The sequence below is a fragment of the Bacteriovorax sp. PP10 genome (genome assembly GCF_035013165.1).
Lineage (GTDB): Bacteria > Bdellovibrionota > Bacteriovoracia > Bacteriovoracales > Bacteriovoracaceae > Bacteriovorax > Bacteriovorax antarcticus.
Genome location: NZ_JAYGJQ010000001.1, coordinates 1,123,658 through 1,139,504, shown reverse-complemented (window position 1 = coordinate 1,139,504; position 15,847 = coordinate 1,123,658). Strand labels below are relative to the sequence as shown.

Sequence of the window (15,847 nt, the reverse complement as noted above, 5' to 3'; positions counted from 1 at the left end):
AGAATTATGAAAAAGTTTTTAGTTTTATCTCTAATGAGTTTGCTTTCAATTACACCTGCGATGTCAGCGACAGCTGAGAAAGTGATCGGTGCAACAGTTGGTGATTTTGCCGATCTTTCTCGTGAGAGTCTAAAGCCTCTACTTGAAAAAAAGGGTTACAAGATTCGCATTGTTGAATTCACTGATTACGTTCAACCGAATATCGCTCTTGCAGAAGGGTCTCTGGATTTAAATATCTTCCAACACAGACCTTACCTTGAGCAGTTTGCCAGAGAAAAAGGTTTAGACCTAAGACCAATCGCTGAAGTTCCAACGGCACCGCTTGGAATTTATGCCGGTAAACTTAAATCACTGGCAGCAGTTAAAGATGGAAGTACGGTAGCAATGCCGAATGATCCAACGAACCTTGCGCGCGCTCTACTTTTACTTGCTGATTTAAACTGGATTAGTCTTCCGAAAAAGATCGATCCATTTAAAGTGTCTCCTTTGGACATCGTAAAGAATCCAAAGAACTTAAAAATTGTTCAACTTGAGGCCGCTCAAATCCCACGTTCTCTTCAGGATGTAGACTACGCCATCATTAATGGTAACTATGTTGTAAGTTCAGGAATGTCTCTTACAAGTAAACTTGCTCCTGAAAAAAGTAATGCTTATATTAATTGGGCCGTTGTGAGATCGAAAGACGCTCAAAGTGATTTTGCAAAAGCTGTTATTGAAGCACTTAACTCAAAAGAGTTTCAGGCCTATGCTAAAAATAAATTTAAAGGTTATAAGTATCCATCGACTTGGAAATAAAATAATTTGCATGCCTTCGGTTCATATCGAAGGCATGTTTTTTTATCTAACTACGTTTCTACATTGATCTAACATTACCTGCTCGCTAATTTGTATTCATTACTTTCACAGAATCATTATTCTTTTTAGCATCTTAATATAATCTCCACTTTAAATTTCACTCAACAACAACGTATCTTCTAGAGAATTTATAAATCTTAATTTTATAAATAGAGTAATCCAGAGGAGTACGACATGCCCCATTTACCAAACGTAAAGTTTACTCAACGGCAACATCGTGAAAAAGAATATTATGAAAAATATTTTGAACAAAATAAGATTTCGGGAAACATCGATTTCTCTCCTATTGATGGAGTGATTCATGGGACTGAACGAAGACCATGGAATAGCTACTGGCGTACCTATGAAGTACCCATCATTAGTTATCGTGAACTGACTTCAAAAATGAAAACAGAAGTGAACCTACTGGACTTTGGTTGTGGCCCAGGTGACAACGCTTTACGCTTTTCACGAGCAGGTTTTAAAGTAACGGGCTTTGATATTTGTGAGAATAATATTGAGTCTTGTAAAACACTCTTTAAAGAAAATAACGTCGAAGGACATTTTATTGTCAGTGTTGCTGAAGAACTTCCCTTTGCAGATGAAAGCTTTGAAGTGGTGGCCGGTATAGATATTCTTCATCATGTCGATATTGTAAAATCTATTAAAGAAGTCAGAAGAGTCTTAAAAAAAGGAGCTCTTGCTATTTTCAGAGAGCCAATTGAAGTTCCCATCCTGGATAATTTAAGAAACACCACTCTGGTAAAAATGTTTATTCCCAATAAACCTTCATTTGAAAAACATATTACAGAAGATGAACGTAAACTTAACAAAGTTGACCTAGAGCTCATTGAAAATTTCTTTCCGGATATAACAGTAGAAAGAAGCCTGATTTTATCAAGGCTGGATAAGTTCGTCAGAAGCCGCAAGAATACGAAGGCGAGCTTCCTTGAAAAAGTTGATCATACTTTATGCAAGTACGTTCCCTACTATAAGAACTTAGGAGGAGCTGCTGTTATTATTTTCAGGAAGAGGCATGATGTTTAGCGCCCTCTGGTGCGAGTGTCTTTCTTTTTAAACTACTCCACACCGCCACCATAACCAAAACCAGCATCGTTAAAATTCCAACCATCAATAGATCAGTCAGAAAAGAAATCGGGATAAGAAGCGCCAGAAGTGCTAACCCTACTAAATGCGATAAGGGATAGTGGTTATAAATAATTCTTTTATAAAAAATATTTCCAATTAAATAAATCGCCGGGCCGCTGATTAAGACAACCACGAGAGTAAGATCCATCTTTTGCGGAGGATGGGCCAGGTATAATTCAGATGCCACTGCCGAAACAATAACTCCTGCAATTAAAATAACGTGTACATAACCAAAGTAAGAAGCGATTCTGCCCGGATCATCAGATCTTGTGATGGCATGTGAGCCATCTTTACTGCTGGTATCAAAATAAATCCACCACATCGCGACACTGCTAATAAATGAAACAAAAAAAGCAATTAACATTGGCGTATCAACATGATGAGCACCACTTAAAGTCGCTCCGGAAATTAGAAGTGTTTCACCAAGGGCGACGATTACAAACAGCTGGCAGCGTTCGGCCATATGCCCGCCTTCGACTGTCCACTCTTTGGTATTTGATCTTCCTAAAAATGGCACAGGAAAACCAATCATCGGAGAAAAGTAATCACAACTCACGGCGAGTGCCCAAAACAATAAACGCATCATCACATCAAGATTCATCGCTCCTAAGACCCAAAAAGTTGCAGTGAGTGTGCCCCATACAAACATTCTTCTATAATTGGGAGTCAAAGGATGCTTAGCTCCCAGATTAAGGAGAACAAAAACATTTCTTATAAAATGAAGCGAAGCAAATGTTATCCCCAAGACCCATGCTTGATTCTGATTACTAAATGCATGTGGAAGAGCAACTGCGCCTAAAAGTGCGATGAACATAATTGTAAAGAGCATCAAGCGCATTGAAACTTTATCCGGATCAAACCAATTGGTTAGCCAACAAGTGTATTGCCATGCGAGCCATACTCCAAACCATAGAACCAAAGACTGTAACGCATTCAATTCCGTTAAATTGCCCAAAAGTAAGTGTGAAATTTGTGTGACAGCAAAGACATAAATCAGGTCGAAGAAAAGCTCCATGTTCGAAACTTTGGCCTCATGCCCATCTCTTACGCGCAGTAAATGTGCCTTACCGACAAATGCCATACAATTCCTCTCCTGATATGTAATGAAAGAGATTTTAATGACAAAAAAGTTTCAAGTCTATTTGTTTGGTACTATCCTTAGTGAGACTCAACGAATAAAAAATAATCTTGGAGGTTTTTTATGCGCAAACTAATGATGGTACTTGCTCTTGCTCTGTTAAGCTCAACTGCATTCGCTGCAGATGTTAAAATCGATTCATACACGTATGTTAACAAAGAAAGAAAAGTTGCTGAACTTTGCGGAACTGTAACAGGTTCTGAAGGGCCTTCAACATTTGTTCAAATCACTGTTGATGAAAGAAGCAAACGCCCAGCTATTTACAATACATTTGCTGGACCTACTGGAAAATTCTGTACAGTCGTTATTACTTACTACGGAACAGCTATCGCTGAAGCACTTTAATCTTGATTGCCGTTATAACAGGTTCAACAGGGCTCGTAGGATCCCTGTTGCTCTCTAAGCTTTTACAAGACAAGGCCACAACTCAGGTGATTTCGGTTACCAGAAAATCTCTTGGCCTTAATAATCCCAAACTCAAAGAAGTGATCGTTCCCGACTTTGCCAATCTTATGGATCATAAAGATGAGATGAAAGGTGATATTTATTTTTGCGCTTTAGGCACAACAATAAAAACTGCTGGTAGCAAAGAGAATTTTAAAAAAGTAGATTACGATGCTGTCGTAAACTTCGGAAAAGTGGCCGAGTATCACAAAGCTCAATCTCTCACTGTGGTTTCTGCTAACATGGCCAATCCCAAATCTGCTGTGTTTTATAATCAAATCAAAGGTGAAACTGAACATGCATTGATGGATATGCAACTCAACCGTCTTATTCTTTTAAGACCTGGACTCCTGATAGGTGAACGTGCTGAAAAAAGAACCGGTGAAAAATTTGCTATTTCTCTTTTGGATATGCTTTCGCCGATTCTTCCAGAAAAGATTGAAAAAACCATCGCCACTAAAATAGAAACGCTAACGACCAGAATGTTAAAAGAAGGACAAAATCCTGCTCCTAAAATAAAAATAATAAACGCGGTTGATATTTAATAAATCCATGAAAAAAATAATTCTTCTAATCTTCATGATGACTTTTGTTTCCTGTGCTCTTTTAAGTCCTAATCCAAATCGTAAAGACGAATTGGTAGATAAAGGATTGTTCCTTAGACCATTTACCACTGATTATTGCTCTGAGTGGCCTGACGGGAAATTTACCGATCCGAAACAATGGGCCGACTGTTGTTTTACTCACGACATGCACTACTGGATTGGTGGAACAAAAGATGAGCGCATCGCTTCCGATAAAGAACTAGAAAGGTGTGTGAAAAATGCCAGTGATTCACTTAATGGTTTTTTAATGTACCTAGGTGTGCGCATGGGAGGAAAACCCGGAAATGCTGCTTATGCCTGGGGATATGGATGGACGAAAGATAGGGATTATTTCGAAATAGACTCTGATGAAGCAAAAAAGGCCTATCACCTGCTTGAACAATCAGAGCTCAATAAAAATGAAAAAGAGAAAGAACTCATTAACATTTTTATTGAGCAGATTTTAATTAAAAAAATAAAAAATTAATGCCCACCTAAGTAAGCACTACGGACTTCAGGACTATTTTGTAGTTCCTTTCCTGTCCCTTCAATACGAACTACACCTTGTTCTAATACATAAGCTCTATCAGCAAGCTGAAGTGCTCTGTAAGCAAGCTGCTCTACTAAAAGAATCGAGCATGTTCTTGTATCTCTAATTTTTGCAACAACATTGAAAACTTCATCGATAATAACCGGAGCAAGCCCCATTGATGGCTCATCAAGAATAAGAATCTTTGGTTTCAGCATGAGTGCACGTCCGATTGCAAGCATTTGCTGCTCACCACCTGACATCGTTCCTGCTTGTTGATTCTGACGATCTTTTAGCTTTGGAAAAATAGTAAAAACTTCTTCAATAGTTTCATTGATTGCGGCCCTCTTTTCAGTTTTAAAGCGCAGGAATGCTCCTAATAAAAGGTTGTCCATGACACTTTGATTTCCAAAAATCTTTCTCGCTTCTGGACAATGAGCAAGTCCCAGCTTCACACGATTGTGAGCGCTGATACCTTTCATATCTTTTCCATCAATAAAGATAGAGCCTTGGTCAATTTCAATCTGACCTGAAATTGCTTTCAGAAGAGATGTTTTTCCTGCACCATTAGACCCGATCAGAGCGACTAGCTCTCCAGGCTTAAGTTCAATTGAAATCCCTCTAACCGCTTTAATACCACCGTAACTTACAGCGACGTCATTAACTTTAAGCATTGATTGCTCCTTCAGCACCAAGATAAGCTTTTACAACTTCAGGGTTTGCCTGAACATCGCGAGGTTTACCTTCTGCAATCTTTTTCCCGAAATCCAGTACTGTAATCTCGTCTGAAATCTTCATCATCATATCCATGTGATGTTCAATCAGAAGAACGGCAATTCCGGCAGATTTAATTTTTAAAATGATCTGATTAAACTCATTGATCTCAAGAGTTGTCAGACCTGCTGCTGGCTCATCTAATAAAATTAGTTTTGGTTTTAATGCCATCGCACGGGCAATTTCAAGTCTTCTTGATTGTCCGTAAGCAAGATTTTTTGCCTGCTCATTTGCTAATGTTTCCAGACCAACAAATTCTAATAAACGATAAGCTTCAATTTGTTTTTCTTTTTCTTCTCTGCCAACTGATGGAAGTCCCAAAAGCACAGCAAAGAAAGAAGACTTATAATGTTTATGTAAACCAACCTGAACATTTTCCAGGACAGTCAAATCACCGAAGAGTTGAAGATTTTGGAAAGTTCTGGCGATTCCCATTTGCGCTCTTTCATGAGGCTTAAGTTTTCCAATTGATTTTCCAAATGCATTCACAACACCCGTCGTTTGATTATAAAGACCAGTGATCACGTTTACTGTTGTCGATTTACCGGAACCGTTTGGCCCCATTAGTCCATGGATTGTTCCTGGAAGGACTTTAAGACTTAACTTATTAACGGCAACCAGACCACCAAAGCGCATTTCTACTTGGTCGAGGTCAAGTGGAGTGTGCCCATCTTTACACTCTTCCATTTTGAATTCAATTTTCGATCTGTCACTTGCTGTGAAGATTGGTTTTGGCTTTTCAAAAAGTTTTGGAAAATGCTTTCTAAATAATCCTGCTAATCCATTGGGAAGGAAAAACAGTGTTAATAAAAGAAGAATCCCAAAAACCATTAAGCGGTAATCTTTAAACCATGTGAATAAATCCGGAAGAATTACAACTAAGGCCATCCCGATGATGTTACCAAAAGTTGATCTTACTCCACCAAAGATAAGCGCCATTAAGGCAAGAACTGAGAAGTCCATGCTGAATGTGTTAGGTGCAATGTAGCTATCAAGATGAGTGAACAATGCTCCGGCAAGACCAGCGATACAGGCCGACATGATAAAAGCTGTTAGTTTAAAACGAACTTTTGAAATCCCAGAACTCTCCGCTGCGATATTACTAAATTTAATGGCCTCAAAAGCGCGTCCCCAAAAACTTTTTGAAAGGTTGCTTTTAAAATACATAACTAAAAGTAAAAATGGATACACGATCCAGATAAACTTATTGTCGTTGAATCCAATGCCAAAGAAATTTAATGGGGCCATCTGAATCCCCTTCGTTCCATTCGTCAGACCTTCTTGCTCATTAATAAAAGTATAAATGATAAGTCCATAAGCAATAGTTGTTACGGCAAGGTATGGGCCGCTGGTTCTGAGTGAGGGAAATCCAAGAAGGAATCCAAAAAATCCTGTGACAATGACGGCGACGATTAAGGATGGCAAAAAAGGCCATTCTAAAAAGATGTGCATTGTTGAGCCAGCGTTAGCTGCTGCTGTTGAATTCAAAATCCCCATTGTGTATGCACCGACTGCAAAAAGCCCGGCGTGACCAATAGAGATATCTCCAATGTATCCAACAACCAAATCGAGAGATACAACAAGAATAGTATAAATAAAAATACGGCCTAAAATACTATGAACGTAATATTCACTTGAGGCCCATAAAGGCAAAGTGAATGGTACTAATATAAGAAGGAGCTGAAGAATTTTGATCGTTCTTTGCGTTCCTGTGAGTTCTGCTTTTTTCAATGTGTTTCCTTTGTCCTAGACCTTTTTAATAATCTTTTTCCCAAACAGTCCGTTTGGTTTAAAAAGAATAACGATGATCAGGAAAATAAATCCTGGCATCTCTTTATATCCGGTTGAAATATATCTTGCTGTTAATGTCTCAGAAATTCCTAAAATCAGTCCGCCCACCAGTGGACCAAAACCTGATTCAAGGCCTCCGATGATAGACACCGAATAAGCTTTGATCCCTAGTACTGTTCCCATGGTAGCGGAAACAAAAGTAAGAGGAGCAACTAACAATCCAGCAATAGCAGCAATCGCAGCACTCATCATAAAAGAAACTGTGATAACAAATTTTTCAGGAATCCCCATTAAACTTGCTGTCGCTTTATCTTCACTGACGGCCTGAATCGCTTTTCCGTAGATCGTTTTTCTTTTAAACATCTCTACACCAACAACAATGCCGAGAGAGACGATGACAATCAAAATCTCTTGTGCGTACACTCCAATTCCACCAAATCTTATAACGTCATCACCTAGTGGTGATAACATTTTATAATCTCCAGTAGACCAAAGCTGTTCAACACCGTTTTTAACGATGATCCCCACTGCAAGAGTGGCAAGAATCCATGTGTACTCTGATTTAAATTTTAAAGAAGGTTCAACAGCAGTCTTGTGAACAAGAGCGCCGGCAAGAGTTCCTACAACAAGAACACCTAATAAAGGAACAATGAAAGGTAGTCCCGATAAGTGCCCACTTTGCATATCTATATACAAGATATAACCAGTCACTCCCCCGAGCATAACAATTTGCCCGAGAGAGAAGTTAATGGTTTTTGAAGTAGAAAAAGTTAAATTGTAACCAAATGCAATCAGGGCATAGATCATACCCTGAATTGCACCTGAAATAATAAGTTGTAGAACTTCAGTCATTTTTTATTTTTCCGATGAAATAATTTTTCCGTCTTGAACCATACCAAGCATTACGTTAGCTTCTTTGATTGCTTCGTGATCTGTCGATGAGAATGGTTTTGTATAAGTTCCAGTCAAACCTTCATAAGTTGCAGTCAGGTTTTCAAGAGCGTTTTTAATTTTCACACCTTCAGTTGACCCTGCTTGCTCCATTGCAAGTTTAAGAAGATAAACTGAATCGTAACCTTGAGCAGCTGATACAGCTGAAGAGATTGGAGATTCTTTGAATTTATCATTGTAAGCTTTTAGGAAAGCTTGTTGCTTTGGAGAAGTTGCAACTGATTCAATGAAAGTTTGTGGCATCATTGTTCCGTTACCATTTTTCCCAGCGTTAGTTGTGTAGTTTGACATTGATAATGTCCATGAACCAATCATTGGAACTTTCCAAGAAATACGATCCATTGAGTTTGATACTGCAGCTAACTCAGGTCCGATTCCGTAAGCTAGAATAACGTCAGCTCCAGCAGCTTTTGCTTCTTGAAGTTGAGCCGTCATGTCTGAATCTTTCAGTTTAAATTTTCCAACGTAAACTGGTTTTACACCAGCAGCAGCTAGAACAGCTTCCATTTTTTCACGGCCATTTTGTCCGTAGTTAGTGTCATCACAAAGTAGAGCTGGTTTTTTAGCTCCTCTTTTTAATGCCTGACCAACAATAACTTTTGATTGGATGTCATCGTTAGCAGCAATTCTGAAAATATAGTTTTCAGGATTTGTTGCGAAGAATTCATTAACCTTTGCACCAGCAGCGATGTTGATGATTTGAGGAATTTTCTTTTGGTTTGTGTATTGAGTAGATGCGTTTGCTACACCAGTGTTAGCTGGTCCCAGAACTGCTACGACACCTTCTTTATCAAGAAGCTCTTGCATGATTTGTCCACCACGCTCATTCTTTGCTTCATCATCACGATCGATCAAAGCGATTTTTTTTCCAAGCACTCCACCAGCAGCATTGATTTCTTCTACTGCGATTCTCGCTCCATTTCTCATTGAAACACCCATTGGTGCTGATCCACCAGAGAATGGTCCGTAAACTCCTATTTTAATTTCGTCAGATTTTTTGTTACATCCGAACATTGCCAGACATAATAAGCTGATCAATATAACATTGCGCTTCATTGAGTACTCCTAGTTGTGAATATTAAAGTGCTAAATTTCAGGAACTTCTTAGTGTAAAACGTTCAACTATTGATTGAATAGTGTTTTTTAAATTTCAAAATCTTCGAAGCTTTTTTTGATTGCATCACTTGCCATTGCCATAAATGCACTAAGCTTTGGCGTTACAAATCTCTGCGCGGGATACACAAAGTGCACAGGAGCTAAATTCGATCTCCACTCGGGAAGAATGCGTATAAGCTGCTTATTACTTACTTCTGTATAACAATAATAGGTAGGAAGAAAAACAATACCATCTCCCATCACGGCCATCTTTTTTAATGCTGCCATATCATTTATTAAAACGCGAGCAGACAAAGGAACATTGAGAGAACCTTTAGAACTCGTCATCTTCCATTCATCAACTCCTAGTGGAGTGAATTGCAAGCAGCTGTGTTGTTTTAATTCTCTTGGATGTGTTGGGTTACCTTTTGCTTTTAAATATTTTGGCGAAGCAAAGGGGGCAAAATAAATGGCACCAACTCTTCTGGCAATTAATGTTGAGTCTTTCATCTCTCCTGCACGAATCGCAAGATCAATGTTCTCACTTAAAAGATCGACTCTTCTATCTGTCAGTAAAATTTCAATGCGCACTTTAGGATATTTTTTTGTGTACTCTGAAACTAATTGAGGAAGCACAGTACTTCCTAATTCAGTCGGTGCAGTAATTCGCAGTAACCCTTGAGGCTCACCTTGAAGATTGGCGATCTCAGCTTCGGCCGCTTTAATCTCCTCTAGTCCCAGCATGCATCTTTTGAAATAAGCTGTACCAGCTGGAGTGATATTGAGTTTTCTTGTCGTTCTTTGAATCAGTGTGACACCGAGTCTTTTCTCCAATGAAGAAATCTTGGCACTGACTGTAGAATTAGGCATTCCAAGGCCAGCGGCCGCCTTAGAGAAACTTCCTTCTTGAACAACTTTGATAAATATAGCTACTTCGTTGAAATCCATGAAAATGATTATACATTAGGCTGAATTATAATTCCAGTTATTCCTATCTAATAAAATATAGCAATCGGCCGTAAAGTAGTCATAAGGATCAAGACTGACTTGAATACAAAAATACTTAGGAGAACTATATGAGTAACACTTACCAAATCGACCCTTCACACTCTTCAGCAAACTTTTCAATTAAACATATGATGATCGCCAAAGTTCATGGTGGATTTGAAAAATTAAGCGGAACATTTATTTACGATGCAGCAAATCCATCTAACTCAACTGTCGATGTTACTATTGATGTGGCAAGCATTAATACTCGCGAAGCACAAAGAGACACCCACTTAAAAAGTGCGGACTTTTTTGATGTCGAGAAATACCCAACACTTACTTTTAAATCGACTCGCATTGAAAAAAATGGAGGTGATTTAAGAATCATCGGCAGCCTGACAATTCACGGTGTGACAAATGCGGTGACATTGGATGTAGAAGGACCGAGTGAAGAATTAAAAGACCCGTGGGGGAATGCTAAGATTGGAGCTTCGGCCACAACAAAGATTAGCCGTAAAGATTTTGGATTAACTTGGAACGCGGCCCTTGAAGCTGGTGGTTTATTAGTTGGTGATGAAGTCAGCATTTCTATCGATGTACAATTCGTAAAAGCTGTTTAATAAAAAACTCCAGCAATTAGTAATGAACACCTTCGTTTGTTACTAATTGCTGAAGTCCGACGGATTTCGAATTGAATTCGGAGTATTGAATAAACTCAATTCGTTGCTCTTTGATTGCTGTACACATCGATTCAAAATTTAGTTCGCAATCGATTTTTGTCTTCCACGAATTAATTTGTTTCGGGTGGTGAAAATCTGAATTAGCGATAAGTCTTAAACCACTATCAAAAACTTCCTCAAAGAAATGCGGGCCGCTCGCCACTTCCCATGCATCAATCTTATCTGTTAACTCTTCGCGATTATCCCACAAATGATAAGTTTGATGCTCCACCATCCTGGTAGAAACCGGGTGAGCAGCAATTGAAAGCGCGCCCTGCTTTTTTATTTCACTAAGGAGTTCATGAATATTTTTATCTGCTGACACATATTCTTTAATTCCTAAAGCTAAGATGTGTGCTGATCTTTTGAAGTATAAGGAGTTTTTAGTAAACTCCACTCCTGGAATAACCAGCATTCCATATTCTTCCATTGCTCTTGCCGCCTCTCGTTCAATCAGCTTTAAATAGAATGGAAATGAATCTTTGGTCAGAGTTTTTTCCAGAAAGTTGGAGGCCTTTCCTAAAAATGTTCCTTCTTCACAAAGATGATCTGTTATAGCAATGATTTTAAAATTCTTTTTGCCATAGAAGTCAACAAGCTCAGGGATGGTTAAATGTCCATCACTGTATGTTGAGTGAATATGAAGATCTGTTAAAATCATTAAGTAGAGAGTGCGAGAAAATGCACAAGTTGTCCCGTTAAGATTCGGTCAACTCTTCCTTGATAAAATCCTGATAATTGTGGAATGTATTATAAATAAAAAAAAGGCCCTCTGATTTCTCAGAGGGCCCATGTCATCATACCTAAATGTGACTTGTGCCTTTAGTAGAAGTTGATTTTGAAGTCTGAGAGCTAGAAGCTCCAGAGTTTAATCTGCTTGTCCCAGAAGAAGCTTGCATGTCATATCCTGCTTCTTCAGAGCGTTTTACCTTGAGATCGTTTTTAACGTCATCAACACCTGAAAGATTTTCAATAATCATTTCAGCTGCACGTTTTACTTCTCTGCTATCAACTGTTCCTGATAAAGTGACCATTGCATTATCAACTTTCACTTCGATTTCACTTGCATCGATTCTAGGATCGCGTGCAAGCGTTTCACAAACGTCTTCTTTAATACGATCGTCAGAACGTTTATATCCTTTAGGACCTTTCCCATGGAAGTTTCTTAAGTTAGAGTGTGTTGATCCCCAATCTGAACGATCAGCAACGCCGTCACCAAATGTTCCGAAAGCAGATGTTCCAGCTGCTCCATATGAATGTAGATTTGTTGAATCCATATCTTGTGTTCCAAATGTTCCTTGCCCCATTCTTCCAGGAGTTCTTCCCGAATTATAAGAGCGGTCAGCTCCTGACCAAGCATTCATGTTTGATGGATATCCAAATCTTTCAGATGAAGATCCTGATCTATCCATATTTCTATCTGAAGCGAATCTTGATCCTCTGTCTGATCCAGAGTATCTGTCTTCATCTAAAGGTGAATATCTTGATGGTTGTCTGTTTCTATCGTTAGTTTCATATTCACCATAGGTAGATCCATATGATGATCCATACTCAGAAGCTCCAAGTCTTCCACCAAAATTTCTATCCATTCCTCTTGGTGAGCGGCCTTGGCCCCCGTAAGTTGAACCATCCAGATCGTAATCTGTATCACGGTATGATTGAGAAGATGATCTTGTGTTATCTAAAGCTGAATCATCAGCTGACCAAGAAGAATTTCCTGAGAAATTTCTCGAGCGTGGTCCCGTTTGCATTCCTTCATAATCTTGGTCTTGATCAGAATGACTTGAACCATAACTTTGGTTCGATCCATAATTTTGGTTGAATTGTTGTCCTGCACGAGTCCCTCTTGGTTGTTGAGATTGCATGCTTTGGTTTCTGTGTTTGCGGTTCATAAATGCCTCCATGTTTTTAAAGTTCTACTTTTGTAGAATGTTTTTTTTGAAATTTTAGCTCTTCTTTTTTTTTGTTAGAAAATTTGGAACACATACTTGAAGCAGTTAACGTGCCAAAAATATCACGCTAAAAGCGACGCATTTTGTGCTTCTTCTATGTGTGTTATGGAATTATTCCAAACTGTAAGGGGCATTATTGGGTTATTAACATTTTTGTATTTCGAGTCATCCTTATATTTTTGATTTGCATCTATATAAGGAGATCGTATGATCAAAGACATTATGATTAGACTAATCCTCGTCCTAAGTTTCTTTTTTGCTTATACATGTTTTAAAGCAATTCAAATAAATCCTCTTCATCAATACACGATGATTTTGATCTCCTTTGTTTTTTTTGCATCAATGGTGAGTTCAATTTTTATCAATAGATCAAGGCCAGAAGTGTTTAAAACGCCATGGTTTATGATTTTAAGTTGGGTAGGCTCAACCTTCATGGGTTTTTGGGGAACGTATATAATGATTGCGATTCCTATTGATATCGTCGCAGTGGGGTATGCCTTTTTTAATCATGGTGTAAGCTTCCTTACGAGCAACGCTCATTTTGGAATTTTCTTGTTGGCCTTATGTATGACGGTCTTTGGCTTTATTTCAGTCGTGCGTGGACCTAAAATTGTTAAAGTGAATATTCCTATCCCCGATTTACACCCCTCTCTTGAATATATAAGAATTGCCCAGATCAGCGATTTGCATATCGGCCCGACCATTCAAAGTCGTTATGTAAGAAGAGTTGTAGAAAAAACGAATGAACTTGATCCAGATATTATTGTGATCACTGGTGATTTAGTTGATGCTCATACTGAATCAATCAAACAACACTTACAACCATTGTCTGATTTAAAATCTCGTCATGGAGTTTTCTACGTAACAGGAAATCACGAATACTATTGGGGGATGAAAACTCTTTTTAGTGAGCTTAGAAATGTTGGTTTAACGATTTTAGAAAATGAAAATAAAATTATTGAAATCAATGGATCAAAGATTCTATTGGCCGGTATTCCCGATCCCATGGCAGGTCAACTTGGCGAGAGCTTTCGTCCCGATTTAAAAAAGGCACGTTTCACCCAAATCAAAACAGACTTTAATATTTTATTAGCTCATAGACCTGATCCCTATTCACTAGCAGAAGAACAGGGTTTTCACTTACAGTTTTCCGGTCATACTCATGCCGGACAATTTTTTCCTTTTAGTTTACTCATTCCCCTTGCTCACAAATTTTATCGTGGACTCAATCGTCACGGAGAAATGTGGCTTTATGTAAATCCAGGAACAGGTTACTGGGGCCCTGCAAACCGTTTTGGAATTGCTTCAGAAATTACATTAGCGACACTGACTAAGACTTCTTAGAATTAATTTTCTTAAGTGGAACTGAGTACTCACGCCAAAAAAGAGCGGCCGCATAACCTCGCCATGGGCTCATCTTCTCTATCACTTCACTCGGATGCAATTCAAGGACACGTGCCAGAATTAAATCCGTAGAGGGAAAGGCATCGGTACTTCTTAAAACTTTCAGCGCCATGTAATCGGCAGTCCATCTGCCAATCCCTTTAAGGGCCATCACACTTTTTATAAATCCTTCAACTTCCTGAGTCGGCTCAAGAGAGACTCTTCCTTCAATAACTGCTTTGGAAAATTCTATTAAGGTATTTTTTCTAATTAATGTTGTCCTTACATTTTGTAGATCACATTTTAAAATGGCCTCTGGAGTCGGAAATAATTTTATATTTTCACCATCAATGACAAGGCCAGATGGAGTACCTGCGGCCTCAATCAACTGATCGACTAAATTGCGTCCTTGTTCTATACTTACTAACTGTCCAAGAATTGTGGCCATCCCTATTTCAAATGGGTCCCATCCCGAGGGAATACGAATTCCCGGATGTTTCTTTAAAACTTTTTTTACTTTAGCATCCATCTCTAAGCTGTTGGCGATGATCACAGGATCAGAATCAAGATCAAAAAGATTTCTCACTCTGGAAACAATTGAATGAATATAAGATGTGTCAGGAAAATCTATTTCAACAATGAGTTTTGACTTCTCTGGATCGTTGCTGATAATGACCTGCCCCACTTTCCCATTATGCTCAACCACTCTATGCATACGATTATTTTCAAACCATTCCAGCTTTCCAATTCGATGTAAATTATATGAGTACATTAAAGCTTCAAAATTAAATGGTGGACGGTATGGAAGGGAAATCTTTATTCCATTTTCATCCGTAATTTTATTTCTTCTAATTTCGGAGGGGTTTCTTTTAAATCTTTCTTTGAAGGAAGCATTGAATCTTCTGACTGAACCAAAACCAGAGGCAAAAGCAATTTCAGTTATGGGAAGGGCCGTCTCCACAATAAGTTGTCTTGCAAGATTCAATCTATTTTCACTTGCAAGTTGTTTTGGTGTTTTTCCAATCTCTTCAATGAACAGTCTGCGAAGATGTCGGGCCGAAACTCCAAACATGGCCGCAAATTTATCTTCATCAAAATCGAGAGTCTCTTGGTTATGAAGGATCTTGATTGCTCTTTTAACAATCGCTGATGTCCCAATCCACACGGGGGACATTGGTGCACTCTCAGGATGGCAGCGTAAACAAGGACGGTAGCCTGCTTTTTCTGCCTCCAGCCTGTTATTGAAAAATTCGACATTCTCCCTTTTTGGACGTGCAGGGCAAATTGGGCGACAGTAAATCCCCGTGGTTTTTACTCCTACAAAAAACTTTCCATCGAATCGATGATCTCGTGCGAGCATTGCTTTGTAGTAAATATCTTCTTTTTTCATAGCAAACTCAAAGTTAAGATCCTTTTTTCTTGATCAGTATAACCCCTAATAAATCCCATTGATGGCCACTTTCGGACATCATCGGTAAAAACATTCTGTCGGTCTTCTTATTGCATAGTCAATGGAG

At 38.7% G+C, this 15,847-nt stretch carries 16 protein-coding genes; 7 read left to right on the top strand and 9 right to left on the bottom strand.

Features of this window, described 5'->3' with window-relative positions; all coding sequences use genetic code 11:
* Positions 1-6 precede the first annotated feature (6 nt).
* Entirely contained in the window at positions 7-795 is a 789-nt protein-coding gene (locus SHI21_RS05605; protein ID WP_323575280.1) for a MetQ/NlpA family ABC transporter substrate-binding protein, read from the top strand.
* 234 nt (positions 796-1,029) lie between these two features.
* The gene (locus SHI21_RS05600) at positions 1,030-1,881 is read left to right on the top strand and encodes a class I SAM-dependent methyltransferase (RefSeq protein WP_323575279.1); all 852 of its coding nucleotides are present in this window, start codon (positions 1,030-1,032) and stop codon (positions 1,879-1,881) included.
* Here the strand turns inward: SHI21_RS05600 and SHI21_RS05595 are convergent.
* On the bottom strand, positions 1,859-3,064 hold the full coding sequence (locus SHI21_RS05595; RefSeq protein WP_323575278.1) for a low temperature requirement protein A: 1,206 nt from the start codon (positions 3,062-3,064) through the stop codon (positions 1,859-1,861). The genes SHI21_RS05600 and SHI21_RS05595 overlap by 23 nt on opposite strands.
* A gap of 120 nt (positions 3,065-3,184) precedes the next feature.
* Between SHI21_RS05595 and SHI21_RS05590 the strand changes: the two genes are divergently transcribed.
* Genes SHI21_RS05590 through SHI21_RS05580 form a run of 3 tightly spaced genes read left to right on the top strand, consistent with a single transcriptional unit; the run spans position 3,185 to position 4,636 of the window.
* Positions 3,185-3,466, top strand: coding sequence for a hypothetical protein (locus SHI21_RS05590; protein WP_323575276.1), 282 nt, complete (start codon positions 3,185-3,187; stop codon positions 3,464-3,466).
* Positions 3,467-3,468: 2 nt separating this feature from the next.
* Positions 3,469-4,110 (top strand): NAD-dependent epimerase/dehydratase family protein, encoded by a 642-nt coding sequence (locus SHI21_RS05585; protein ID WP_323575275.1) that lies wholly within the window; start codon positions 3,469-3,471, stop codon positions 4,108-4,110.
* A 7-nt stretch (positions 4,111-4,117) separates the two neighbouring features.
* Entirely contained in the window at positions 4,118-4,636 is a 519-nt protein-coding gene (locus SHI21_RS05580) for a hypothetical protein (RefSeq protein ID WP_323575274.1), read from the top strand.
* Here the strand turns inward: SHI21_RS05580 and SHI21_RS05575 are convergent.
* The 5 genes from SHI21_RS05575 to SHI21_RS05555 all read right to left on the bottom strand — a co-directional run bounded on the left by SHI21_RS05575 (position 4,633) and on the right by SHI21_RS05555 (position 10,237).
* Positions 4,633-5,352 carry an ABC transporter ATP-binding protein gene (locus SHI21_RS05575; protein ID WP_323575273.1) on the bottom strand — a complete coding sequence of 240 codons (720 nt, stop codon included), beginning with the start codon at positions 5,350-5,352 and terminating at the stop codon, positions 4,633-4,635. The two genes, SHI21_RS05580 and SHI21_RS05575, sit on opposite strands and share 4 nt — an antisense overlap.
* The gene (locus tag SHI21_RS05570; RefSeq protein ID WP_323575272.1) at positions 5,345-7,183 is read right to left on the bottom strand and encodes a branched-chain amino acid ABC transporter ATP-binding protein/permease; all 1,839 of its coding nucleotides are present in this window, start codon (positions 7,181-7,183) and stop codon (positions 5,345-5,347) included. The genes SHI21_RS05575 and SHI21_RS05570 overlap by 8 nt, the downstream gene beginning before the upstream one ends.
* A gap of 15 nt (positions 7,184-7,198) precedes the next feature.
* The gene (locus SHI21_RS05565) at positions 7,199-8,095 is read right to left on the bottom strand and encodes a branched-chain amino acid ABC transporter permease (RefSeq protein ID WP_323575271.1); all 897 of its coding nucleotides are present in this window, start codon (positions 8,093-8,095) and stop codon (positions 7,199-7,201) included.
* Between the two features lie 3 nt (positions 8,096-8,098).
* The gene (locus SHI21_RS05560; protein ID WP_323575270.1) at positions 8,099-9,250 is read right to left on the bottom strand and encodes an ABC transporter substrate-binding protein; all 1,152 of its coding nucleotides are present in this window, start codon (positions 9,248-9,250) and stop codon (positions 8,099-8,101) included.
* Positions 9,251-9,337: 87 nt separating this feature from the next.
* Positions 9,338-10,237 carry a LysR family transcriptional regulator gene (locus SHI21_RS05555; RefSeq protein WP_323575269.1) on the bottom strand — a complete coding sequence of 300 codons (900 nt, stop codon included), beginning with the start codon at positions 10,235-10,237 and terminating at the stop codon, positions 9,338-9,340.
* A 128-nt stretch (positions 10,238-10,365) separates the two neighbouring features.
* Between SHI21_RS05555 and SHI21_RS05550 the strand changes: the two genes are divergently transcribed.
* The gene (locus SHI21_RS05550; RefSeq protein ID WP_323575268.1) at positions 10,366-10,896 is read left to right on the top strand and encodes a YceI family protein; all 531 of its coding nucleotides are present in this window, start codon (positions 10,366-10,368) and stop codon (positions 10,894-10,896) included.
* A gap of 16 nt (positions 10,897-10,912) precedes the next feature.
* Here the strand turns inward: SHI21_RS05550 and SHI21_RS05545 are convergent, their stop codons facing one another.
* Positions 10,913-11,656 carry a PHP domain-containing protein gene (locus SHI21_RS05545; protein WP_323575267.1) on the bottom strand — a complete coding sequence of 248 codons (744 nt, stop codon included), beginning with the start codon at positions 11,654-11,656 and terminating at the stop codon, positions 10,913-10,915.
* 142 nt (positions 11,657-11,798) lie between these two features.
* Positions 11,799-12,887, bottom strand: coding sequence for a BON domain-containing protein (locus SHI21_RS05540; RefSeq protein WP_323575266.1), 1,089 nt, complete (start codon positions 12,885-12,887; stop codon positions 11,799-11,801).
* 267 nt (positions 12,888-13,154) lie between these two features.
* On the opposite strand from SHI21_RS05540, the gene SHI21_RS05535 reads away from it, so the two are divergent.
* A complete protein-coding gene (locus SHI21_RS05535; RefSeq protein ID WP_323575265.1) occupies positions 13,155-14,291 on the top strand; it encodes a metallophosphoesterase in 1,137 nt (378 codons plus the stop codon).
* On the opposite strand, the gene SHI21_RS05530 is transcribed toward SHI21_RS05535, so the two are convergent.
* Complete coding sequence (locus SHI21_RS05530; protein WP_323575264.1) at positions 14,278-15,720, bottom strand: Ada metal-binding domain-containing protein; 1,443 nt, start codon at positions 15,718-15,720, stop codon at positions 14,278-14,280. The two genes, SHI21_RS05535 and SHI21_RS05530, sit on opposite strands and share 14 nt — an antisense overlap.
* Between the last annotated feature and the right edge of the window lie 127 nt (positions 15,721-15,847).